The sequence below is a fragment of the Pseudomonas sp. HP_08 genome (assembly GCF_055284095.1).
Genome location: NZ_JBTOQC010000013.1, coordinates 69259 through 89794, shown reverse-complemented (window position 1 = coordinate 89794; position 20536 = coordinate 69259). Strand labels below are relative to the sequence as shown.

Here is a 20536-nt window from a genome sequence, read left to right as displayed (position 1 = left end):
TCACGACAAGCGCAGCACCTGCTCGAGCGGTTCGCCATGCCTGATCCGCGCCAGCAACGACGGCTCGGCGGCATCGCTGGCCAGTGCGCTGTCGATGACCGCCTCGAGCGCTGAGGTCGAGGCGATCAATACGCCGTTGTCATCGCCCAGCACCCAGTCGCCCGGCAGCACCGTCACGCCAGCGCAATGCACCGCGACGTTGTGGGCGCTGCCCGGGTCGCTGCGCAGCTTGGTGGTCAGCAGGCTGGTGCCACGGGCAAACACCGGCAGGCCGGCCTGACGCAGTTCCGCCAGGTCGGTGATCACGCCATCGACGACGATGGCCTGTGCGCCCTGGGCGGTCGCCGCGCAGGCGGTGACGGTGCCGACGCAGGCGTGCCGGTGGTCACCCTGCATGTCGATGACCAGCACCTCGCCGGCTTGCAGGCTGGCCAGTGCCTGATTGACGGCGAGGGCATCGGCGTTGCCGACCCGCAGGGTTCTGGCCCTGCCGATGACCTTGACGCCCTGCAACTGCGCGGCAATCACCGGGCTGACAAAGCCGTGCTCCATGAAGTGCCCCAATGTGGCGAAGCTGACGCGCTGCAGTTTTTGCAGCAGGTTGAGGTCGGTCATGCTTGAGTGCCCTGTGCGCTGATCAGTTCGGCGACGCAGTCGATCTCCAGTGCCACGCCCCACAACGCTACGCAGACCGTGGTCCTGGCCGGTGGCGCGTGGCCCAGCACTTCGCTGTAGACGCGGTTGAACGGCTCCAGTTGCGCAGGATCGGTGAGGTAGCCGTTGACCTTGATCACATGATCGAAATCGGAGCCCGCCGCGAGCAGGATCGCCTCCAGGTTGCGCAAGGTCTGGCGCACCTGGTCTTCGAAGCTTTCAGGCTGCGAGGCGAAATCGCCGCTGGCCGGAATCTGTCCGGCGGTGAACACCAGATGGCCGCTGATCACGGCCTGCGAGTAAGGGCCCACCGGGCCGATGCTGCCGGTCGCTGCATTGATGCGTTTCATGGGGGTTGCTCCTTGGGTCACGGCTTGTTGGCACGGGTCAGATCGCGCTTGAACGTTTCGGTCAGCAACAGCAGGGCAATCAGCGAGATCGCGGCCGAGCCGATCATGTACCAGGCCACCGATGAGCCCTTGCCGGTCCAGGCCAGCAAGGCTGTGGTCACGATCGGCGTGGCGGCGCTGCCCAGCAGGCCGGAGAGCATGTACGACACCGACAGCCCGGAATAACGCACCCCGGTGCCGAACAGTTCGGCGAGGAAGGTGGCGATAGGGCCGTAGTTGGCGGCAAAGGCGGTCATCAGCAGCATGTAGCCGAGAAACACCAGCGGCAGTTCGCGGGTGTCCATCAGCCAGAACATCGGGAACGCCACCAGCGCTTCGGCGACGATGCCGGCGATGATCACCGGCTTGCGCCCGTAGCGGTCGGACAGCGCGCCGAACACCGGCAGCAGGACGATGCACAAGGCGCATGAGGCCAGCACCACACTGAGCATGGTCGGGCGGCTGAAGCCCAGGGTCTGGGTGCCATAGGTCAGGCCGAAGGCGACGATGATGTTGAACGAGGCGCCGGTGGACATGGTGGCGATGCCGCCCAGCAGCACCTGCTTCCAGTACTTGCGAAACATCTCGGCCAGCGGCAGCTTCGCCGGTGCGGCGGTTTTCTTCTCCTGGTTGAACACCGGTGTTTCGTGAATGTTCAGGCGAATGTACAGGCCCACCGCGATCAGCAAGGCGCTGGCCAGAAACGGAATGCGCCAGCCCCAGGCCAGCAGATCTTCGGGCGGCAGCCAGGCGGCAATCGCCAGAAAGGCCAGGTTGGCGATCAGGGTCCCGGCCGGAACGCCGATCTGCACCCACGAGCCATACAGCCCACGTTGATGCGCCGGTGCATGCTCGACCGCCATCAACACCGCGCCGCCCCATTCACCGCCCAGCGCCAGGCCCTGAATGATGCGCAGGGTCAGCAGCAGGATCGGTGCCCAGATGCCGATGGCGGCATAGTCCGGCAACAGGCCGATGGCAAAGGTGGCGGCGCCCATGACCAGCAGCGAAATCAACAGCATCGACTTGCGTCCCAGCTTGTCGCCGAAGTGACCGAACAGCGCCGCACCGACAATGCGCGCACCGTAGGCCGACGCGAACGTGCCGAACGCCAGCAAGGTGCCGACCAGCGCATCGAAGGCCGGAAAGAAGATCTTGTTGAAGACCAGTGCCGACGCCGTGGCGAAGACGAACAGGTCATACCATTCCACGGTGGTGCCGATGACGCTGGCGACGGCGACTTTTTTCATGTTGACCGGGGCCTGGTTGACCGAAGCCGGGTCTTGTATGCACGCAGTACTGTTCATGCCTTATGTCTCCAAAATGAGCGGTGCTCAACGGATGGTGTTTTTGTGGGCAGCAGGGAGGTGCAAGCGCCCGCGTGCGGGCACTTCAATCAGTCATTGTTAGAACCGGCACTTAACGTGCCTTTGTTGGCGCAGCCTCAGCGCATGAGGAGCCTCAGCGCATGGGAAGCCTTAGCGCATCAGCCGCTCGGCGACGGCGTTGAGCAGCACGTCGCAGCCCATGCGCGCGTCGTCCGGCAACACGTCTTCGGCTTCGTTGTGGCTCAGGCCGCCGACGCACGGAATGAAAATCATGGTGGTGGGGCAATGGCGGGCCAGCAGGATCGCGTCGTGGCCGGCACCGCTGACGATGTCCTGATGCGCATAGCCCAGCGCCTCGACCGCACGGCGCACCGCCGCCACGCATTCGGGATCGAACGGTGTGGCCGGGCTCAGCCAGTGGCGGGTGATTGAAAGGTGCAGGCCACGACGCTCGGCCACACGCTGGAAATGCTCATGCACCTGCTGCTCCATGAGCGCGATCTGCGAGTCGTCAGGGTGGCGCAGGTCAACGGTGAACGTCACGTTGCCGGCAATGGTGTTGCGTGACGACTTGGCAATGTCCAGCTGGCCGATGGTCACCAGTCCCTTGGGGCTGAAGCCGCCAGCCATGGCTTCGAGTTGCGCGGCCATTTCAGCGACGCCGAACAGGGCATCCTTGCGCAGTGCCATCGGCGTGGTGCCGGCGTGCGCACTCATGCCCTTGACCTGCACGTCCAGCCAGCAGATGGCCTGGCCACCGGTCACGACACCGACCGGCAGGCCGTTGTCTTCCAGAATCGGACCTTGTTCGATGTGCGCCTCGAAATAGGCATCGAAAGGCCGCTTGAAGGCCTGCTCACCGACATGACCGGTGCTGTCCAGGGCCTGGGCGACGCTGATGCCGCCTGCATCCCGTGCATCCAGCGCCGTCTGCAACTCCAGCGATCCGGTGAACACGGCCGAGCCGAACATGGCCGGGGTAAAGCGTGCGCCTTCTTCGTTGGTCCACACGGCAATCTCGATCGGGCGCGGGCTCTTGAGGCCTTGCTCGTTGAGGCTGCGCACCACTTCCAGGCCGCACAACACGCCATAGATGCCATCGAAGCGACCGCCCTTGGGCTGGGTGTCCAGATGGCTGCCCATCACCACCGGCGGCAGGCTGTCATCAAGCCCCGGAAGACGGGCGAACAGGTTGCCGATGGCATCGAATGCCAGGCTCATGCCGGCCTCGCGGCACCAGCCCATGAACAGCTCGCGGCCAGCCTTGTCTTCGGCCGACAACGCCAGCCGGCAATTGCCGCCCTTGGCGGTGGCGCCAACCTGAGCCATGTCCATCAGGCTGCTCCACAGGCGTTCGCCGTTGCAGTTCAACAGGTTCATGCAATACCTCCTACATATCAGTGCCAATCAGTAACAGCCACGCCCCTGTAGGAGCGCGCTTGCCCGCGACCGGCTGCGTTAGCAGTCGTAAATTTCCAGCGTTTCGCAGATCTCACAGCCGTAAACTTTCAGCGTTTCGCAGATCTCACAGTCGTAAACTTTCAGCGTTTCGCAGATCTTGCGAGCGCTAGCGCACTCGGTCGCGGGCAAGCGCGCTCCTACACACGGGGGTCAGTAACCCAGGGTCGGGTCAACCCGGTTGTTCAGTTCAAGGCCTGCGAGCAGGCGACGGGTGTTTTCTGCGACCTGGCGGGCGATGCAGGCATGCGAGGCGGCCGAGGCCATGTGCGGGGTAATCACCACGCCGGGCATTTGCCACAGCGGGTGATCGGCCGGCAGCGGCTCGTGCTCGAAGACATCCAGCACCGCGCCGCGCAACCGGCCTTCGGCGAGCGCGCTGTGCAGGTCATCGATCAGCAGGTGAGCGCCACGCCCGCCATTGACGATGGCCGCCCCTGGCGCCAGGTGCGCGAAGGTGCGGCGGTTGAGGATGCCGCGTGTGGCATCGGTCAGGGGCAACAGGTTGACCAGCAGGTCCAGGCCATCGAGAAACCCCTCGAAACCGGCCTCGCCGTGATGACAGGCCACGCCGTGCAGCGTCCGCGCGCCACGGGCCCAGCCGCGAACGTCGTAGCCGGCACCGGCCAGGTCTTCGGCGATGGCCGCGCCCAGTGAGCCCAGGCCCATGACCCCGACCCTGAACGCCGCGGCCGGGCGTTGCGGGTGCCGCTGCCACAGGTTACGCCGCTGTTGCGCGGTGACCCGGTCAAAGTCGCGGTGGTAATGCAGCACGCACCAGCGAATGTATTCGGTCATGCCGCGCCGGTGATCGGGGTCGACCACACGGCACGTCGGCACGTTCGGGCCACTGCTGTCAGTGCCGAGATGATCGACACCGGCGGCCACCGAATGCACCAGGCGCAGGCGCGGCAAGCGTGCCAGGCTGCCGGCCGGCGGATACCAGCAGGCAGCGACTTCGGCTTCGACGGCGGCCGGGTCATCGGCCAGCACCACGTGCAGCGCAGGCGCGTGTTCGGCGAAGGCAGCCTGCAATTGGCCCAGCAACAGCGTGTCGCGACTGAGCAGAACGAGAGTGGTCATGAGCAGTACGACTCGCGCTGGTCTTCGATCAGGGTGAGGGCCGCCTCCCAGCTCAACTGGATGATTTCTTCGGCCTCATCGCGGTCGAACTGCTGCGCGGTCAGGCTGCACACCTCAGGGCTTGGGTAAACCAGTGTGCCGCCACCGGCCAGCGCCTGGATCTGGGCCTGGCAGGCACGTTCGAGAAAGTGGATCTCGTGAAAGGCCTGGGCCACGCCATTGCCGGCCGCCAGCAGGCCGTGGTTACGCAGGATCATGGCCTTGTGCGGGCCAAGGTCGGCGACCAGACGCTCGCGCTCATCCAGTGACAGGGCGATGCCTTCATAGGTGTGGTAGGCCAGCTTGCCGTAGAACTTCAGCGCATGCTGGCTGATCGGCAACAGGCCTTGCTCTTGCGCGGCGACGGCCATGCCGGCGGCGGTGTGGGTGTGGATCACGCAGGTCAGGTCAGGGCGGGCCATGTGAATGGCCGAATGAATCACAAAGCCTGCGGCGTTGACCCGGCTGCGCGCCGGATCGCCCTCGACCAGCCGGCCGTGTTCATCGATGAGCACCAGGTCGCTGGCTTTCATGCGATCGAAGGCCACGCCGTAGCGGTTGATCAGAAAGTGATGCTCATCACCCGGTACGCGCAAGGTGATGTGCGTGTCGATCAGGTCGGTCATGCGAAAGTAGGCGATCAACCGGTACAGGGCCGCCAGTTCACAGCGTGCCTGCCATTGCAGCGGGTTGAGAATTTCGGGCTTCAACATAAAAACTCCTGTTTAAAAGGCCGCGCGGGGCTGGGCCAGGGTGTCCTGGCGCAGACGGGCAAGGCCGCACACGCCAAACAGTGACAGGCCCGCCAGCACGCTGAAGAACAGGGCCAGTGGCAACCACTGGCCGGCGAATCGGGAGGCCAGCAGCGTGCCGATGATCGGTGTGGTGCCGCCGGCGATGGCGCAGATCAACTGGTAGGCCAGAGAGATGCCGCTGTAGCGCAAATGCGTCGGGAACGCCTGGGCCATGTAGCCGGCAATCACCGCATAAAGGCCGGACAGGGTGACCACCGCCATGGCGATACCCAGCGTCATGAGCACCAGGTTCTGGGTGCCGACCAGCAGGAACATGGGGTAGGGCATGGCCATCGACAGCAAGGCCGCCAGCATCAGGAAGCGGCCCTCGCCGATGCGCTCGGCCAGCAGGGCACTCAAGGGCTGCGAGATGAATTGAATGAGGGTGACCACAAACAGGCAGTCCAGAATCGTCGCCCGCGAGATGCCCTGGTACTGGGTCACGTAAGTGATCATGAAGGTGTTGGTGAAAAAGAACCCGGCCGAACCGATGGTCACCGCACACGCCGCAAAGAAAATCTGCCGCCAGCAGGTTTTCACCACCTCAAGCACCGGATAGCGGGACGTCGTGCCCGATTCGCTGACCTGCTTGAACTCGGGCGACTCTTCGACGCCGAAGCGAATCGCCAGGCCGATCAGCATCAACACGCCGCTGGCCAGAAACGGCAGGCGCCAGCCCCATTCGGCAAACTGCTCAGGTTCCAGCGAAGTGACCAGGCGAAAGGCGATCAGCGCCAGCAGCAGGCCGGCCGGGCTGCCCAGTTGCGCAAACGAGGCATAGAAGGTCTTGCGCTTTGCCGGCGCATGTTCGCTGGCCATCAGCACCGCTCCGCCCCATTCGCCGCCTACCGAAATGCCCTGCACGATGCGCAGGATCACCAGGCCGATCGGCGCCCAGATGCCGACACTGGCATAACCGGGCAGCAAGCCGATGCCGGTGGTGGCCAGGCCCATCAACACCATGGTGAACAGCAGCATTTTCTTGCGGCCCAGGCGATCGCCCAGATGGCCGAAGACCATGCCTGCCAACGGCCGGGCGATAAAGCCGACGGCAAAGGTGCCGAAGGCGGCGAGGGTGCTCAGCGCCGGGTTGTCACTGGGAAAAAACACCTGGCCAAGAATCAGCGCCGCGGCCGTGGCGTAGATATAGAAATCATAGAATTCGATGGTGGTACCGACGAAGGCAGCGGCGGCCGCACGGCGTGGTTGTGTCGATGTAGTACGCATACAAGGCCCTTGGCTTTTGTCTTTCTGGCAGGGTTCTAAAGCTGTCACGGTGCGCTCTGTGGCGCTTGCAGGCTTTATCCCTTAACCTCGATGTTTAATCAATTTGCTAATACTTATTCTAATTATTAGGCCTGCTACTAATGGTGCCGCATGAGTGATCAAGACCTACCGCCCACGGGGCAAGACTGGCAGGGCAGACGCTTTCTCAATGACCGGCTGGACTGGAACCTGCTGCGAACCTTTCTGGCGATTGGCCAGGAAAAAAGCATCAGCCGGGCGGCCGCGCGCTTGTTCATCACCCAGTCGGCCGTCAGCCAGTCGCTCAAGCGCCTGGAGGAACAACTGGAATGCACGCTGATCCTGCGCCGGGGGCCGCGTTTCGATATGTCGCCGGCAGGCGAAGAAGTGTTGCGCATCGCCGAGGAGATCTACGGCAATGTCTCGCGGCTGGCGGCCACGGTGAAAAATCCCGAGGACGACATCGTCGGCAAGGTGCGCATGCTGACCATCAGCCAGGTGCAATCGGCGCTGTACGATGATTTTCTGGTGCAGTTTCACCGTGATCATCCACGTGTCGAACTGGAAATCGAGGTCATGCGCAGCTCCGATATCCAGAGCTCGCTCAACCAGAAGACCGCGACCGTCGGCCTGGGCTTGTGCCGTTTTCCGCAGGCCCGCCTGGAGCAGCGGCGCCTGTTGCGCCAGCGCTATGCGTTCTTCTGTGGCAAGCGCCACCGATTGTTTGGTCAGCGGCGTTTGCCGCTCGAGGCGTTGCAGGGGGAGAATTTCGTCAGCTTTACCAGCGACCAGATTGGCGGCAACCTTTCGCCGCTGACCGTGTTCAGGGACCAGCAGGGCTTCACCGGCAAGATCGTGGCGTCGTCATCGAGCTTTGAAGAGATTCGCCGGCTGATCATTGCCGGCTACGGCATCGGTTGTCTGCCCGAGCACCTGGTGGATATCGACCTGCACAACGGCCTGATCTGGCGCTTGCCGCCGGCGGACGGTGTGGTCGATGTCGATGTGTTCCTGATGTGGAACCGCGAGCAGCGCATGAACCGCGCCGAGCGTATTTTTCTCGAGTCGTTCCAGCGCGCGCTGGAGCCGATGCCGGCGCCGTAAAGCGCCGGCATCGAGGCGGTCACTGATTGAGCACGCGACTCAGGAACGAGTTGATGCGCGGGTTCTCATGGTCGCGCTGGAAAAACGCCTCGGGCGAGGCGTCGAAGGCGATCCGGCCCTGATCGAAGAACATCACCCGGTCGGCCACCTCCCGGGCAAAGCCCATTTCGTGGGTGACCACGATCATGGTCATGCCCGACGACGCCAGCTCGCGCATGACATCCAGCACTTCCTTGACCATCTCCGGGTCCAGCGCCGAGGTCGGCTCATCGAACAGCATCACCCGCGGCTGCATGGCCAGGGCGCGGGCAATGGCCACCCGCTGTTGCTGCCCGCCAGACAGTGAGTACGGGTGCTTGTGCGCGTGATCCTGCAGGCCGACCCGGCGCAGCAATTCCATGGCCCGCTCGTTGGCTTCCGGGCGGCGCATGCCGCGCATGCGCCGGGGGGCGAGGGTGATGTTGTCGAGTACGCTGAGGTGGCTGAACAGGTTGAATTGCTGGAACACCATGCCGACATCCTGGCGCAGTCGATCAAGGCGCTTGTTGTTGTCGTCGACTTCGGTGCCATCGATGATGATCTGCCCCTTGTCATGGCGTTCCAGGCGATTGAGCGTGCGCAGCAGGGTACTTTTGCCGGAACCCGACGCACCGACAATCACCGTCACTTCACCGGCGCGGAACTCGGTGCAGACGTTCTGCAAAACATGGTGGGTGCCGAAATACTTGTGCAGGTTGCGCACTTCGATCAACACATTGCTGGTGGCAGTCATGATTGGCGACCCTCGACATCCATACGTTTTTCCACGGCACTGGAAATCTGCGTGAGCAGTGTGGTGAGCAGCAGATAGATCAGGGCTGTCGTCATCAATGCCGGCAGCGGTTCGAAGGTCGCCGCCTGCAAGCGGTTGCCGACGTTGGTCAGCTCCACCACACCGATGGCGTAGGCCAGCGACGAGTCCTTGAGCAAGGCAATGAAGTTGTTCACCAGTGGCGGCAGGGAAATCTTGAAGGCCTGCGGGAACACCACGTCGAAGAAGGTGTAGCCGCGCGAAAGGCCGAGCGAGCGCGAGGCCTCGGTCTGCCCGCGTGGCACCGCGAGTAGGCCGGCGCGGATCGATTCGGCGTTGTAGGCGCCGGCATTGAAGGCCAGCGCCACGCAGGCCGAGGTGAAGTCATCCAGCACCAGCCAGGGCAGCAGCACCGGCAACGCCAGGAACACGAACAGGATCTGCACCAGCAGCGGGGTGCCGCGAATGATCCAGATATAGAACCCGGCCAGGTAGCGCGCCGGCGCAAAGCCGGACAGTTTTCCCAGGGCCGCCATCAGCCCCAGCAGGATGCCGAATACCGCGGCCACCAGGGTCATCTTGAGGGTGGTGCGGGTGCCGTCGGCAAACATGGCCGCATTCGAGGCGATGGGCTCCGGTACATACGAAAGCGGAATCGCGATCAGCCACATGGCGAGCATCAGGAGCGTCACCCCCGATGCAATGGCCAGGGTGCTCCGCTGTTGGCGTGACCAGGATTTTGGCCAGCTCGAGAAGAGGAAAGTCATGGTGTTATCGCTCTTGTTCAGACAAAAAGGACCGTGTGATGGCCGCTCGTTCAGCGGCAGCGCACGTCTTCACCGAAGTAGCGTCTGGAAATGGCTTCATAGGTGCCGTCGCTCATGATCTCGGCCAGTGCCTTGTTGTAGGCCTCGGCAAGACCGGTGTTGTCTTTGCTCACGGCACCGGCGATTTTCTCGACAAACAACAGGTCGCCCAGTTGCAGCCTGGCGTTGGGCGCCGCCTTGATCGCGGCCAGCGCGACGAACTTGTCGGTGACCCAGGCCTCGGCGCGGCCGGTGGCCAGCGCGGTGCGCGCATCGCGGTCCTGCGGGTAGTTCTTGATTTCCCTGGGCTGGGTCAGGTTGCGCACGTTGTCGGCGTAGGTTGACCCGGTCTGAATGGCAATCAGCTTGCCATTCAGGTCGGCGATGCTGCGAATGGCCGGGTCACGCGAGACGATCGAGCCACCGGAGCAATAGTGCGGCGCCAGGAAGGTCACCGCCTTGGCACGCTCCTCGGTCATGCCGTGCGAGGACAGCACCATGTCCCATCGGTCCTGCTGCAAGCCGGCGAGCAGGGAGTCGAAACCGAGGGTCTTCCATTCCACTTCAAGGCCCATGCGCTTGACGACCGCGTCACCGATCTCGATTTCAAAGCCTGACAGTTTACGCCCCTCGAAATAGTTGAAAGGCGGGAACTCGCCGCCGGTGGCAATCAGGATCTTTCCGCTGTGGCGAACTTCTTCATAAGGGCGTGCCTGGGCAATAGCGGACAGCATAAGTGCGCCTGCAATTAACGAGCACGCAGTCAGTTTGAGAGTCAATGCCTTCTTCCTTTTATTAGTCGTTATGACGGTGACGTGAAACACGTGTTCGGCGTGCCGGGCACTTGTTTCACGCAATCTGGCAGTGGGTAAGCGATGCAGTTGTACTGTTCTTATTAATGCGGTTTGAGCGGGTCGTTAAAGTTTGCCATCACCCTGTGCCAACCAGAACATGGCAGAGTGCGCAAATCGGCCGGTTTTTCTGGCACTTTGCTCATGGGGGCTTACATTTTGTAGGTCGACAGCAAAATACTGGTCTCGGTATTGGTGATGTTCTGGATCGAACGAATGGAGTGCAGGGCCTTGTCGAAGGCTTCCAGGGTGTCGGCGCGTAATTCGGCCATCAGGTCCCAGCGGCCGTTGGTGGTGTGAATGGCCACCACCTGCGGGTGCCCGCGCAACGCCCGCTTGACCTCGGCGGCGTGGTGGCCGCTGATGCCGATGCTGGTGATTGCGCGAATGCCGTGGTCCTGGGAATCGGGCCGCAGGCGCACGGTGTAACCGGCAATGATGCCGTCCTCTTCAAGGCGCGCCATGCGGTTCTGGACGGTAGCGCGGGCCACCCGCAGTTTCTTCGCCAGCGTGACCACCGGCAGGCGCGCGTTATCGCGTAGCAGCGAGACAAGGGCGCGGTCAATGTCGTCCATAAAAGTACCTGGTTGTTCAAAGTGCCAATAAGACTGATCAATATGATCAGGATAAGGATTAAATTGTCAGGATGCTCACTTCATTCTGGCCGCCCGCGCGCTCACACTTTCTGCCTGATGACGACGCACGGCAGTTTTCTGTTTCATGCGTCAATTCCTTAAAGTGATCCGGAGGTTTAGATGACGTGCTTTATTGATGTGCCGACCATGTCCAGGCTGGTTGAAAGTATTGGTGTGGGCACCTTTATCGGTGAACTGGCCGCGGCGATTCGCAGTGACTTCATGCGCTGGCCAGAGTTTGAAAAGTCGGCCCGCGTCGCCAATCATTCCGACGTGGGCGTTATTGAACTGATGCCGGTCTCCAATAACAGCCGCTATGCGTTCAAGTACGTTAATGGCCACCCCGGCAACACCGCACGTAACCTGCACACGGTCATGGCCTTTGGTGTATTGGCCGATGTCGACACCGGTTACCCGGTGCTGCTGTCGGAATTGACCGTGGCCACGGCGCTGCGTACGGCGGCCACCTCGCTGATGGCTGCACAGGCGCTGGCACGGCCCGGTTCGCGGCGCATGGCGCTGATCGGCAACGGCGCGCAGAGCGAGTTTCAGGCCCTGGCATTTCACAAGCATCTGGGCATTGAAGAAATCGTCGCCTACGATATCGATCCGGCGGCCACCGACAAGCTGATCCGCAACCTGGCCGAATTCAGCGAGCTGAAGATCATTCGCGCCCAGTCGATTGCCGAGGCCGTGCGCGGCGCTGACATCGTCACCACGGTGACGGCCGACAAGGCCTACGCCACCATTCTGACCCCCGACATGATCGAGCCGGGCATGCACATCAATGGTGTCGGCGGCGACTGCCCCGGCAAGACCGAGCTGCATGCCGATGTGCTGCGCAATGCGCGGGTATTTGTCGAGTACGAGCCGCAGACCCGTATCGAAGGCGATATTCAGCAACTGGAGGCCGATTCTCCGGTGGTCGATTTGTGGCGCGTGCTGTGTGGCACTGCCGAAGGCCGACAGAGCGACAGCCAGGTGACGGTGTTCGATTCGGTCGGCTTTGCACTCGAAGACTATTCGGTACTGCGCTATGTCAACGACCAGGCCGAACAGCGCGGCATGGGCGTGAAAGTGGATCTGGTGCCGTGGGTCGATGACGATCCCAAGGACCTGTTCCGCCACACCCGCAGCGGTTCTGCCAAACGACGCATTCGTCGCGTGGCTTGAGTGCCCCTTTATAACGACAAGGTCCATTTGCCCATGCCCGTTCATACCCGTTCCATCCAGGCCCCCGCAGCGGTGGTCATGATCCGCCCGCATGCGTTTACCCCCAACCCGGAAACCGCTGCTGACAACGCGTTCCAGAGCCGCGTGGACAAGCAGCTCGCCCAATCGGTCGCCCAGGCGGCCTACAACGAGGTCACGGCGGCGGTTGGTCGCCTTGAGGCCGAGGGCGTGCGTGTTCACCTGTTCGAGGATCTCGGCGAACAAGACACCCCGGATTCGGTGTTCCCCAATAACTGGTTCTCCACCCATCCCGGCGGGCATATCGCGATTTATTCGATGTACTCGCCGAGCCGTCGCCGCGAGCGCCGCGCCGATGTCATCGAAATGCTCAAGCGTGATTACCGGGTCCAGGATGTGATCGACTATTCGGGCCTGGAGGCCGACGGGCTGTTTCTGGAAGGCACCGGCGCCATGGTCTTCGACCACCTTTCCAGAGTGGCCTACACCGCGCGCTCCAACCGCGCCGACCCGTTGGCCCTGGAGCGATTCAGCACCCATTTCAATTTCGAACCGATGGTTTTCGATACCGCCGATGAAGCCGGCCAGCCGGTCTATCACACCAACGTGCTGATGTGCGTGGCCACCGATTTTGCCCTGGTCGGATTTGGCACGTTCAGCCATGCACCGCGGGCCGAAGAAGTGCGCCGGCGCTTGCAGGAATCCGGGCGTGAAGTCATCGATCTGGATAACGCACAGATCAAACAGTTTGCCGGCAATGCCATCGAACTGTCCGGTCGTGACGGGCGCATTCTGGCCCTCTCGCAGCGAGCCTATGACAGCCTCGACGCCGAACAACGCACCCGCATCGAACGCAGTGCGCGGCTGGTGCCGCTGAGCGTGCCGACGATAGAAATGGCCGGTGGGTCGGTTCGTTGCATGATCGCCGGTATTCATTTGTCTGCACGTGATTGAAAAACACTGCATGTAGGACACCTCTAAACACTACCTGCGTTGTCATCGCTGCGTTAAAAACAGGCTCAAAATGCTCATTTACAATCCGTAAAGTCGAACGCGACTCCGACCGTTTTTCGCCTGTTTTTGTGGGGCCGCCATCGGTATTGCGCTGACTGCCTCGCCTACGTTTTCAGAGGCGTCCTTAGGCACCGTGTTGCGTGGCTGCCGGATTTAGCGCTGCAGACTTGGAATCAGTCAATTTTCCAATTCTAATGTCCGGTATTAGGGGAGCTAATATGGACAACGAGTCGCAGCCTCATGCCGCGCCCGGCAGCCTGCGTAATACGGCGCAGCGCTTTCTCAACGATCGGCTCGACTGGAGCCTGTTGCGCACGTTTTTATTCATTGGCCAGGAACGCAGCCTGAGCAAGGCTGCGGCGCGTTTGTACATCACCCAGTCGGCGGTCAGTCAGGCGCTGCGCCGTCTCGAAGAGCAGCTCGATTGTGTGCTGGTGCTGCGCCACGGCCAGCGCTTCGAGCTGACCGATGCCGGCGAGGAAATCCTGCGCATTGCCGCCGATATCTACGGCAATGTGTCGCGCATTGGCGCGGCCCTGGGCGAGCATGGCGACAGTGTGGTGGGCAAGGTACGCTTGCTGAGCATCAGCCGTGTCGAGTTCGCCGCCTACGATGACTTTCTGATCGATTTTCACCGGCGCTACCCGCGTGTCGACATCGAAGTGGCGGTGATGGGCAGCGCCGATATTCTCAATGCCCTGCAACAACGCACCGCCACCGTGGGCCTGGGCCTGTGCCGCAGGCTGCCACCCAAGCTGGCGCGCAGGCTGCTGGTGCCGCAGCGCTATGCTTTTTTCTGCGGCAGGCTGCACCGCTTTTTCGGGGTGAGCGACTTGTCGGTGGCTGATCTGCGTGACGAAAACGTGGTCAGTTTCACCAGTGACCTGCTGGGTGGCAACCTGTCGCCGCTGGCGATCTATCGTGACCAGCACGGGCTTGAAGGGCGCGTGGTCGCGGTGTCCTCCAGTGTCGATGAAGTGCGCCGGCTGGTGCGTGCCGGCTACGGCATCGGTTGCCTGCCCGAGCACCTGATGGTCGAGGATGTTCAGCGCGGCATCCTCTGGCGCCTGCCGCCTGAAGAGGGCGTTGCAGACATCGATATTCATCTGCTGTGGAACCGCGAGCAGAAGATGACGGCGGCAGAAGCGGCGTTCTTGCACGGGTTGCAGGCAATCACGCAAGCGGCGCCGGCGCAGGCATGAAAGGCCGGGCGCCCGGCCGCTTCAGGTCAACAGCGCAAGGGTTCAGACGCCCTGGCGAAGCGCCGCCAGGTGTTGCACCACATGCTCGGCATCACGGGCAATCCCGGAAAAACGCCCCGAGCCCCAGGTGTGCAGCCACGGCAGGCCGAGAAAATACAGACCCTTTGATGCCGTGATGCCTCGCGTGTGCCCCGGATAGCTGCGGCCGTTGAACACCGGCACATCGACCCAGCTGAAGTCCGGCTGAAAGCCGATGCACCAGATGATGCTGGTGATGCCGGTGTTGGCCAGGTCCAGCTCGGTGGCGGCATTCTCTGGTTGCCACAGCGGTTCGTAGGCCTTGCCTTCAGGGGCGTCGATGCCGTGCTCGGCAATATATTTGTCGATGCTGGCGTTGATCCGGTTGTACACCGCGTCAGCCGCATCGAGGTTGGCAGCCAGGTCGGCAGAGAAGTGCAGCGTGGTGCCTTGCAGGCTGTTCAGGCGCCCGAACAGTTGCATGCCTTCCAGGGCAAAGCGGCGCAGGTCGATGTCGCGCCCGCCGTCGCGGCCGGTCACGTAGTGGTTGGTGTTGTCGCGCACGCCTTCGCGCAGCGGGTGGCTGTCGACGCCAATGTCGTAGTAGCCCATGTCGGCCAGCCAGTCGACCACATCGCGGCCACGGTGAAAGCGTGCGCAGCGCGGCGCATCGCCCACCGCCAGATAAACTTTGCGCCCGGCCAGGTGCAGGTCTTCGGCAATCTGCGCCCCGGATTGCCCGGAACCGACCACCAGCACCGCGCCTTCGGGCAGCGTGTGCGGGTTGCGGTATTGCTCGGAGTGCAACTGGGTGATGCCGGCTGGCAAGCGTTCGGCCAGGCGTGGAATGATCGGTGTGTGATAACCACCGCTGGCGACGATCACCTGGTCGGCAGTGAAATCGCCCAGCGAGGTGTTGAGCACATAGCCGCCTTCGCTGCGTGCGACCAGGCGCTGCACGGCGCAGCCCTCGCGCACCGGGGCGTTGACCTGGGCGATGAAGCCGTCCAGATAACGGATGATCTGCTCCTTTTTCATGAAACCGTGCGGCGCGTCGCCGGCATACGGATAACCGGGCAGCGCGCACTGCCAGTTGGGCGTGACCAGGCAAAAGGCATCCCAGCGCTGGTGCCGCCAGGTGTGGGTCAGGCTGTGTTTTTCCAGCACCAGGTGGTCGATGTCGTGCTGTTGCAGATAGTGGCTGGCCGACAGACCGGCCTGGCCGCCGCCAACGATGATTGCGCTGTAGTGGATCATGCTGATGTCCTTGTGAACCTTGAAATGGATCAGATCTCGCCGAAGCCCGAGTAATGGACCTTGCCGGTGCCGTGTGCCTTGATTTCCAGGACTTCGACCTGTGCCTGCGGGTCGGGAAAGCGCCGGGCGATCAGGCGGATGCCGCTCAGGCTGTCCATCGCCGAGCTGCAATAGAAACCCTTGACCTGCCTGACCCGTTCGGAGGCGGCATCAAGCCCGCTTTCGGCACGCTGTAGAAACTCGGCGACGCTGTAGGTGTGGCCTTCTTCAAGGTGTTCGAAGATGGCGGTGGACGGTGAGTAGGCGTTGCTTTCCTGGCCATCCGGCCAGCGCAGGCGAACATTGACGGCGGGCATATCAAGCTTCCTCGGGGGTAGAAAAAGGCGGGTAACTGAAGCCGGTAAAGGCTGTTTGCGACAGGTCCCAGAAGGGCGCCTGTTCATGGCCCAGGCTGACGGTCAGGCAGGCGCTGTCATTGACCTTGCCGATGCAGGCGCAGGCCAGGCCTTCGAAGGCGAACGCGGCTTGCACGGTGGCGAAATCCTCAGCCGCCAGGGTCAGCACAAAGCCGTAGCTGGGGAACACTTGCAGCCAGCGCTCCAGGGGCGTTTGTACCGGCCGGGGCAGGGCGAGCAGGTCGATGGCGGCGCCGTGGCCGGTGGGTTCCAGCAGCATCAGCAAGGTGCCGAGAATCCCGGCATTGCTGATGTCCTTGGCGGCGTGCAACAGGCCGGCTTCGGCCAGCCGCGGGATGACTTCGAGCTTGTCGCGCAGGCGCTGCGGGGCCTCGTTTTCGAAGGCTTTCCAGTAAGGCGCGTCGCCATGCCACTGGCCGTCCAGATCCACGGCCATGGCGATGATCTGTCCGGGGGCGACGTGCAGGGTCGAGAGCAAGGTGCGCGCCCAGCCGGTGATGGCCACGGCCAGCGCAGCCGGGTTGCCGGGCGCCTGGCTGGTGTGCCCGCCGGCCATGATCAGGCCATAGGCGGCGCAGGCAGCGTGGATGCCGGCCAACACCTCGGCGGCGGCTGCGCTGTCGTGGTGCCAATAGGCATTGACGATGGCGGTGGCGCGGCCGCCCATGGCGGTGATGTCGCTGACATTGGCCATCACCGCCGACCAGCCGGCAAACCACGGCGCCTGTTCGACAAAGGCCGGAATCATGCCTTCGATCGCCAGCAACTGGTATTGGTCGCCACAGCGAATGGCGGCGGTGTCGTCGCCGGGCAAGGCGTACACGTCGTCGCGGCTGCCGGCCGGTGTCGCCAGCACGTTGGCGGGTTGCTGGATGGCCAGCTTGGCGCGCATGGCCGGTGTGTCGCGCAGCCTGTCGAGCAGTGCGGGCAGCCGATCAGGGACCACACAGGGCAGGTTCATGCCGGCTTGCCTGTGGGGCGCAGCAGGGCGGTCTGCCGGGCCTGCAAGGGATAGCGCGCCAGTTGCGCCTGCATCAGGCAGTGCGGTTGGCCGTGCAGGTTCAAGGTGTCTAGCGTGTCCCAGTGCAAGCGCTGGAAATAACGCTCGTTGGCCTGCTGCACGGTGGCCAGAAATTGCTGGCAACCCAGCTCGATGGCTCGCGACACCGCTTCATTGACCAGCGCCTGGCCGATCAGCGCGTGGCGCCGGTACAGGCTGTCGACGCACAATCGCCCGCCGTACCACACACCCGGTTCGGTCTGGTAGATGCGCACCGCACCGACCACCTGTTCGGGCATGCCGCAGTGGTGGGCGATGGCGACGATCGGGATGGCCTGAAAGTCCTTCTCGTCGCGGTCCTGGGCCAGCAACTGCTGCTCTTCGCAGAACACTTCGCGGCGCAGGGCGTAGTAGTGCTGGCGCTCCCAGGCCTGGTCGGCCGGCTTGACCAGCAAGTCGCCGGCCAGGAATGTCGGGTAGCTATCTTCGATCAAGGCAAAGGGGTGTTCGGCCATGGTGTGAGGCTCCCGCTATTCGTGATGTTTCAGGGCTGAGCAGGCACCGCACTTGGCGCAGCCGGCGCTGATGTTGTCCGAGTGCAGGCCGTGCCGACGCAGGCTGGCGCCGATGCGCGGGTACAGGCGCTGCATGAATGCGCTGTCGGGTTTGGGGTGTTGCGCCAGCGGCGTGCCGTCGATGGGCACGAACGGCACCACGAAGGGGTACACACCGGCGGCGGCCAGGCGCTCGCTGATGTGGGCGATGGCGTCTTCGCTGTCGCCCAGCCCGGCCAGAATGTAGGTGCTTACCTGACCCCGGCCGAACACCTGTACGGCGGCGTCGAAGGCACTGAAATAGCGGCTGAGCGGCACCTCGGCCTTACCCGGCATGATGCGCTGGCGCACGCTGTCGGTGACCGCCTCCAGGTGCATGCCCAGCGAAACCACGCCGCTGTCCTTGAGGCGCTGGAACCACGCATCGTCGTCCGGTGGCTCGCATTGCGCCTGGATCGGCAGGTCGACGGCGGCGGTCACGGCGGCAGCCGACTCACACAGCACGGCAGCGCCCCGGTCGCGGGTCTGCGGCGTGCCGGTGGTCATGACCATGTGTTTGACGCCATCGAGCTCGACCGCCGCCCTGGCCACCTGCGCCAGTTGCGCCGGGCGCTTGCGGGCAATGGTCTTGCCGCTGGCCAGTGACTGGCCGATGGCGCAGAACTGGCACGACGTGGCCGCCTCGTTCATGCGGATGCAGTGTTGCAGGATGGTCGTGGCCAGCACGTCCTTGCTGTGCAGGGTGGCGATTTTCCAGTAGGGCGTGCCGTCTTCGGTGTGCAACGCATAGAAGTTGGGCACCCCCGGCAGTTGCACCTGGCCGACTTGCAGCCCGTCGCGAAAAATCAGCGCCTGGCTGCCCAGGGCATCGGGTACGGCGCTGTATGGCGAGTCCAGCGAGGCGCGGTTGAGCATTGGCACCATGGCGGTGTGTTCGCCCAGGCTCAGCGCCTTGTGGTCCGAGGGACCGGCGCCGCCCTTGCGCGACAGGCCATCGGCGCCTTGCCAGCGCACGCCATGGCATTGCAGTTCAGCCAGCAGGTCGCTGCCCAGGTGCTTGACCGGGATCAGCCCGGCGGGCGCGCTCAAGGGTGTCGCGAAGGCGTTATTCATGGACGGCTTCCTCGAAGGTGTCACGACGTTCGTGGACATGCGCAGTGCTGCGCCGGTCGATCAACAGGCTGAGCAGTTCGGGGCGGCTGTAGTGGCCGACCGAGTCCATCATGCGTTTGCGTTTGTCGATCAGCGCCAGATCGAGGTCGGCGATGACCACGCCTTCGCCTTCGGTGCGCTGGCCGAGCACCTTGCCTTCCGGCGAGATGATCGCGGTGAAGCAGCCACCGGATATGGGCTCCAGCGCGCAGCCGGTGTCGGCCATGATCTGTGCCTGCTGCTCGGCATCCAGCCAGGCGGTGGCGTTGACCACGAAGCAGCCGCTTTCCAGCGCGTGGTGGCGAATGCTGACTTCGATCTGTTCGGCAAACACCTGGCCGACCAGCGAGCCTGGAAACATCGCCGCGTGGATTTGCTCGCCGTCGGCCATCAGCGCATAGCGGGCCAGCGGGTTGTAATGCTCCCAGCAGGCCAGCGCACCGATGCGCCCGACGGCGCTGTCGGTGGCGCGCAACCCGGAGCCGTCGCCCTGGCCCCAGACCATGCGCTCGTGATAAGTGGGGGTGATTTTGCGTCGATGCTGAATCAGCGTGCCGTCGGCATCGAACAGTAACTGGGCGTTATAGATCGTGCCGCCGTCGCGCTCGTTGACGCCGATGCAGGCGACGATTGCGGCTTCGCGGCAGGCCTCGCCGATCTGGCGGGTGATGCCGGAGGGCACGGTCACCGACTCTTCAAGCAGCAGCAGGTGTTGCCTGCCCATCGCGAACGGTGGCTGCACGAAGGAAAAATACGGGTAGTAGGGCACCACGGTTTCCGGGAACACCGCGAACTGCACGCCTTCGCGGCCCAGTTCGAGCAGTGTGCGGCACAGCTTGTCGACCGTGTCCTGGCGGGAGTACAACACCGGGCTGAACTGGACGGCGGCGGCGCGGATGGACGGCATGGTGCGGCTTCCTGTGGCTGATACGGTAAAGGCTGGCGTGAAGGCCTGCGCATGGCGGCAGGCCTTCACGGCGTTGGCTGGCGGCGGTTTTATGCGGTCCAGGTGTCGATGATCAGCGCGCCCTCGCGGCGCATCAGCAGGCGCAGGTCCATCACGTCCAGCGGGTTGATCGGGCGGATGCCTTCGATCAGCGCTTTCTCGGTCTGGCCGTACAGGGCCTGCAAGGCAAAACGGCAGGCGTAGACTTCGCCGCCCTCGGACATGAAGGCCTTGATCTGGTTATTCACCGCCAGATGACCGGGGAAAGCTTCGGCGCCCAGGGTCGGAAAGCCGCGTTGCACACCCAGTTGCACGCCAGGCCCGTACAGCAGGATTTTGGTTTCGAAGCCCTTTCGCAGCAGGCGCTTGGCCTGGAGCAGATTGACCAGGCCGATGGAGCCTTCGAAGGCGATGGTGTGGAAGGTCAGGAGCGCTTTTTCGCCAGGTTCGGCCTTGACGTCCTCGAAGACTTTTTCTTCGTAATTGACCAGAAAGTCGCCGTCTTGATAGTGGGCAATGTCCACGTTAGGCATGTCTGCATCTCCAGTGATCGTGCGGTGGTCGGGGCCGTGATCGGCGTCCCGGTTGCAAGGTCACTAGAGCGAAGCGC

General features: G+C 63.3%; 22 protein-coding genes. 4 read left to right on the top strand and 18 right to left on the bottom strand.

All coding sequences use genetic code 11. The features are described from left to right. The 7 genes from ACYAS9_RS14555 to ACYAS9_RS14525 all read right to left on the bottom strand — a co-directional run bounded on the left by ACYAS9_RS14555 (window position 1) and on the right by ACYAS9_RS14525 (window position 6972). A complete protein-coding gene (locus ACYAS9_RS14555; RefSeq protein WP_463569007.1) occupies window positions 1-615 on the bottom strand; it encodes an RraA family protein in 615 nt (204 codons plus the stop codon). Then, on the bottom strand, window positions 612-1004 hold the full coding sequence (locus ACYAS9_RS14550; RefSeq protein ID WP_463569006.1) for a RidA family protein: 393 nt from the start codon (window positions 1002-1004) through the stop codon (window positions 612-614). Before ACYAS9_RS14550 ends, ACYAS9_RS14555 begins: the two co-directional genes overlap by 4 nt. Before the next feature lie 17 nt (window positions 1005-1021). Beyond that, on the bottom strand, window positions 1022-2350 hold the full coding sequence (locus ACYAS9_RS14545; protein ID WP_463569005.1) for an MFS transporter: 1329 nt from the start codon (window positions 2348-2350) through the stop codon (window positions 1022-1024). A 171-nt stretch (window positions 2351-2521) separates the two neighbouring features. Next, a complete protein-coding gene (locus ACYAS9_RS14540; RefSeq protein ID WP_463569034.1) occupies window positions 2522-3745 on the bottom strand; it encodes a Zn-dependent hydrolase in 1224 nt (407 codons plus the stop codon). Between the two features lie 237 nt (window positions 3746-3982). After that, complete coding sequence (locus ACYAS9_RS14535; RefSeq protein ID WP_463569004.1) at window positions 3983-4912, bottom strand: 2-hydroxyacid dehydrogenase; 930 nt, start codon at window positions 4910-4912, stop codon at window positions 3983-3985. Further along, window positions 4909-5664, bottom strand: coding sequence for a class II aldolase/adducin family protein (locus ACYAS9_RS14530; RefSeq protein WP_463569003.1), 756 nt, complete (start codon window positions 5662-5664; stop codon window positions 4909-4911). The genes ACYAS9_RS14535 and ACYAS9_RS14530 overlap by 4 nt, the downstream gene beginning before the upstream one ends. A 12-nt stretch (window positions 5665-5676) precedes the next feature. Continuing rightward, a complete protein-coding gene (locus ACYAS9_RS14525) occupies window positions 5677-6972 on the bottom strand; it encodes an MFS transporter (RefSeq protein ID WP_463569002.1) in 1296 nt (431 codons plus the stop codon). Window positions 6973-7122: 150 nt separating this feature from the next. Here ACYAS9_RS14525 and ACYAS9_RS14520 point away from each other — a divergent pair, with 150 nt between their 5' ends. Beyond that, window positions 7123-8094: a LysR family transcriptional regulator gene (locus tag ACYAS9_RS14520; RefSeq protein WP_463569001.1), complete on the top strand. Its 972-nt coding sequence runs from the start codon at window positions 7123-7125 to the stop codon at window positions 8092-8094. A gap of 19 nt (window positions 8095-8113) precedes the next feature. Here ACYAS9_RS14520 and ACYAS9_RS14515 read toward each other — a convergent pair whose 3' ends face one another. The 4 genes from ACYAS9_RS14515 to ACYAS9_RS14500 all read right to left on the bottom strand — a co-directional run bounded on the left by ACYAS9_RS14515 (window position 8114) and on the right by ACYAS9_RS14500 (window position 11116). After that, window positions 8114-8866 carry an amino acid ABC transporter ATP-binding protein gene (locus ACYAS9_RS14515; protein WP_463569000.1) on the bottom strand — a complete coding sequence of 251 codons (753 nt, stop codon included), beginning with the start codon at window positions 8864-8866 and terminating at the stop codon, window positions 8114-8116. Beyond that, a complete protein-coding gene (locus tag ACYAS9_RS14510; RefSeq protein ID WP_463568999.1) occupies window positions 8863-9651 on the bottom strand; it encodes an amino acid ABC transporter permease in 789 nt (262 codons plus the stop codon). Before ACYAS9_RS14510 ends, ACYAS9_RS14515 begins: the two co-directional genes overlap by 4 nt. Before the next feature lie 50 nt (window positions 9652-9701). Further along, entirely contained in the window at window positions 9702-10424 is a 723-nt protein-coding gene (locus tag ACYAS9_RS14505; RefSeq protein WP_463568998.1) for an ABC transporter substrate-binding protein, read from the bottom strand. 269 nt (window positions 10425-10693) lie between these two features. Next, window positions 10694-11116: an Lrp/AsnC family transcriptional regulator gene (locus ACYAS9_RS14500; protein ID WP_463568997.1), complete on the bottom strand. Its 423-nt coding sequence runs from the start codon at window positions 11114-11116 to the stop codon at window positions 10694-10696. Between the two features lie 180 nt (window positions 11117-11296). Here ACYAS9_RS14500 and ACYAS9_RS14495 point away from each other — a divergent pair, with 180 nt between their 5' ends. The 3 genes from ACYAS9_RS14495 (at window position 11297) to ACYAS9_RS14485 (ending at window position 14583) form a co-directional block, all read left to right on the top strand. Continuing rightward, entirely contained in the window at window positions 11297-12349 is a 1053-nt protein-coding gene (locus ACYAS9_RS14495; RefSeq protein ID WP_463568996.1) for an ornithine cyclodeaminase, read from the top strand. 33 nt (window positions 12350-12382) lie between these two features. After that, complete coding sequence (gene ctlX / locus ACYAS9_RS14490) at window positions 12383-13321, top strand: citrulline utilization hydrolase CtlX (protein WP_463568995.1); 939 nt, start codon at window positions 12383-12385, stop codon at window positions 13319-13321. Between the two features lie 278 nt (window positions 13322-13599). Then, the gene (locus tag ACYAS9_RS14485) at window positions 13600-14583 is read left to right on the top strand and encodes a LysR family transcriptional regulator (protein WP_463568994.1); all 984 of its coding nucleotides are present in this window, start codon (window positions 13600-13602) and stop codon (window positions 14581-14583) included. Between the two features lie 42 nt (window positions 14584-14625). Here ACYAS9_RS14485 and ACYAS9_RS14480 read toward each other — a convergent pair whose 3' ends face one another. The 7 genes from ACYAS9_RS14480 to ACYAS9_RS14450 form a co-directional block, all read right to left on the bottom strand. Further along, complete coding sequence (locus ACYAS9_RS14480) at window positions 14626-15858, bottom strand: MSMEG_0569 family flavin-dependent oxidoreductase (RefSeq protein ID WP_463568993.1); 1233 nt, start codon at window positions 15856-15858, stop codon at window positions 14626-14628. Window positions 15859-15887: 29 nt separating this feature from the next. Then, a complete protein-coding gene (locus tag ACYAS9_RS14475; protein WP_463568992.1) occupies window positions 15888-16214 on the bottom strand; it encodes an MSMEG_0570 family nitrogen starvation response protein in 327 nt (108 codons plus the stop codon). Between the two features lies 1 nt (window position 16215). Next, on the bottom strand, window positions 16216-17235 hold the full coding sequence (locus tag ACYAS9_RS14470; protein WP_463568991.1) for a sll0787 family AIR synthase-like protein: 1020 nt from the start codon (window positions 17233-17235) through the stop codon (window positions 16216-16218). Further along, complete coding sequence (locus ACYAS9_RS14465) at window positions 17232-17789, bottom strand: MSMEG_0567/Sll0786 family nitrogen starvation N-acetyltransferase (RefSeq protein ID WP_463568990.1); 558 nt, start codon at window positions 17787-17789, stop codon at window positions 17232-17234. The genes ACYAS9_RS14470 and ACYAS9_RS14465 overlap by 4 nt, the downstream gene beginning before the upstream one ends. Window positions 17790-17804: 15 nt before the next feature. Next, window positions 17805-18941: an MSMEG_0568 family radical SAM protein gene (locus ACYAS9_RS14460; RefSeq protein ID WP_463568989.1), complete on the bottom strand. Its 1137-nt coding sequence runs from the start codon at window positions 18939-18941 to the stop codon at window positions 17805-17807. After that, the gene (locus ACYAS9_RS14455) at window positions 18934-19887 is read right to left on the bottom strand and encodes a Nit6803 family nitrilase (RefSeq protein WP_463568988.1); all 954 of its coding nucleotides are present in this window, start codon (window positions 19885-19887) and stop codon (window positions 18934-18936) included. The genes ACYAS9_RS14460 and ACYAS9_RS14455 overlap by 8 nt, the downstream gene beginning before the upstream one ends. An 89-nt stretch (window positions 19888-19976) precedes the next feature. Continuing rightward, window positions 19977-20459 (bottom strand): MSMEG_0572/Sll0783 family nitrogen starvation response protein, encoded by a 483-nt coding sequence (locus ACYAS9_RS14450; protein WP_459747492.1) that lies wholly within the window; start codon window positions 20457-20459, stop codon window positions 19977-19979. Between the last annotated feature and the right edge of the window lie 77 nt (window positions 20460-20536).

Excerpts from the sequence above, each read along its gene's own strand:
- ACYAS9_RS14555 (WP_463569007.1), bottom strand. The coding sequence starts at position 615 with ATGACCGACCTCAACCTGCTGCAAAAACTGCAGCGCGTCAGCTTCGCC.
- ACYAS9_RS14550 (WP_463569006.1), bottom strand. The coding sequence starts at position 1,004 with ATGAAACGCATCAATGCAGCGACCGGCAGCATCGGCCCGGTGGGCCCT.
- ACYAS9_RS14545 (WP_463569005.1), bottom strand. The coding sequence starts at position 2,350 with ATGAACAGTACTGCGTGCATACAAGACCCGGCTTCGGTCAACCAGGCC.
- ACYAS9_RS14535 (WP_463569004.1), bottom strand. The coding sequence starts at position 4,912 with ATGACCACTCTCGTTCTGCTCAGTCGCGACACGCTGTTGCTGGGCCAA.
- ACYAS9_RS14530 (WP_463569003.1), bottom strand. The coding sequence starts at position 5,664 with ATGTTGAAGCCCGAAATTCTCAACCCGCTGCAATGGCAGGCACGCTGT.
- ACYAS9_RS14525 (WP_463569002.1), bottom strand. The coding sequence starts at position 6,972 with ATGCGTACTACATCGACACAACCACGCCGTGCGGCCGCCGCTGCCTTC.
- ACYAS9_RS14520 (WP_463569001.1), top strand. The coding sequence starts at position 7,123 with ATGAGTGATCAAGACCTACCGCCCACGGGGCAAGACTGGCAGGGCAGA.
- ACYAS9_RS14515 (WP_463569000.1), bottom strand. The coding sequence starts at position 8,866 with ATGACTGCCACCAGCAATGTGTTGATCGAAGTGCGCAACCTGCACAAG.
- ACYAS9_RS14510 (WP_463568999.1), bottom strand. The coding sequence starts at position 9,651 with ATGACTTTCCTCTTCTCGAGCTGGCCAAAATCCTGGTCACGCCAACAG.
- ACYAS9_RS14505 (WP_463568998.1), bottom strand. The coding sequence starts at position 10,424 with ATGCTGTCCGCTATTGCCCAGGCACGCCCTTATGAAGAAGTTCGCCAC.
- ACYAS9_RS14500 (WP_463568997.1), bottom strand. The coding sequence starts at position 11,116 with ATGGACGACATTGACCGCGCCCTTGTCTCGCTGCTACGCGATAACGCG.
- ACYAS9_RS14495 (WP_463568996.1), top strand. The coding sequence starts at position 11,297 with ATGACGTGCTTTATTGATGTGCCGACCATGTCCAGGCTGGTTGAAAGT.
- ctlX (WP_463568995.1), top strand. The coding sequence starts at position 12,383 with ATGCCCGTTCATACCCGTTCCATCCAGGCCCCCGCAGCGGTGGTCATG.
- ACYAS9_RS14485 (WP_463568994.1), top strand. The coding sequence starts at position 13,600 with ATGGACAACGAGTCGCAGCCTCATGCCGCGCCCGGCAGCCTGCGTAAT.
- ACYAS9_RS14480 (WP_463568993.1), bottom strand. The coding sequence starts at position 15,858 with ATGATCCACTACAGCGCAATCATCGTTGGCGGCGGCCAGGCCGGTCTG.
- ACYAS9_RS14475 (WP_463568992.1), bottom strand. The coding sequence starts at position 16,214 with ATGCCCGCCGTCAATGTTCGCCTGCGCTGGCCGGATGGCCAGGAAAGC.
- ACYAS9_RS14470 (WP_463568991.1), bottom strand. The coding sequence starts at position 17,235 with ATGAACCTGCCCTGTGTGGTCCCTGATCGGCTGCCCGCACTGCTCGAC.
- ACYAS9_RS14465 (WP_463568990.1), bottom strand. The coding sequence starts at position 17,789 with ATGGCCGAACACCCCTTTGCCTTGATCGAAGATAGCTACCCGACATTC.
- ACYAS9_RS14460 (WP_463568989.1), bottom strand. The coding sequence starts at position 18,941 with ATGAATAACGCCTTCGCGACACCCTTGAGCGCGCCCGCCGGGCTGATC.
- ACYAS9_RS14455 (WP_463568988.1), bottom strand. The coding sequence starts at position 19,887 with ATGCCGTCCATCCGCGCCGCCGCCGTCCAGTTCAGCCCGGTGTTGTAC.
- ACYAS9_RS14450 (WP_459747492.1), bottom strand. The coding sequence starts at position 20,459 with ATGCCTAACGTGGACATTGCCCACTATCAAGACGGCGACTTTCTGGTC.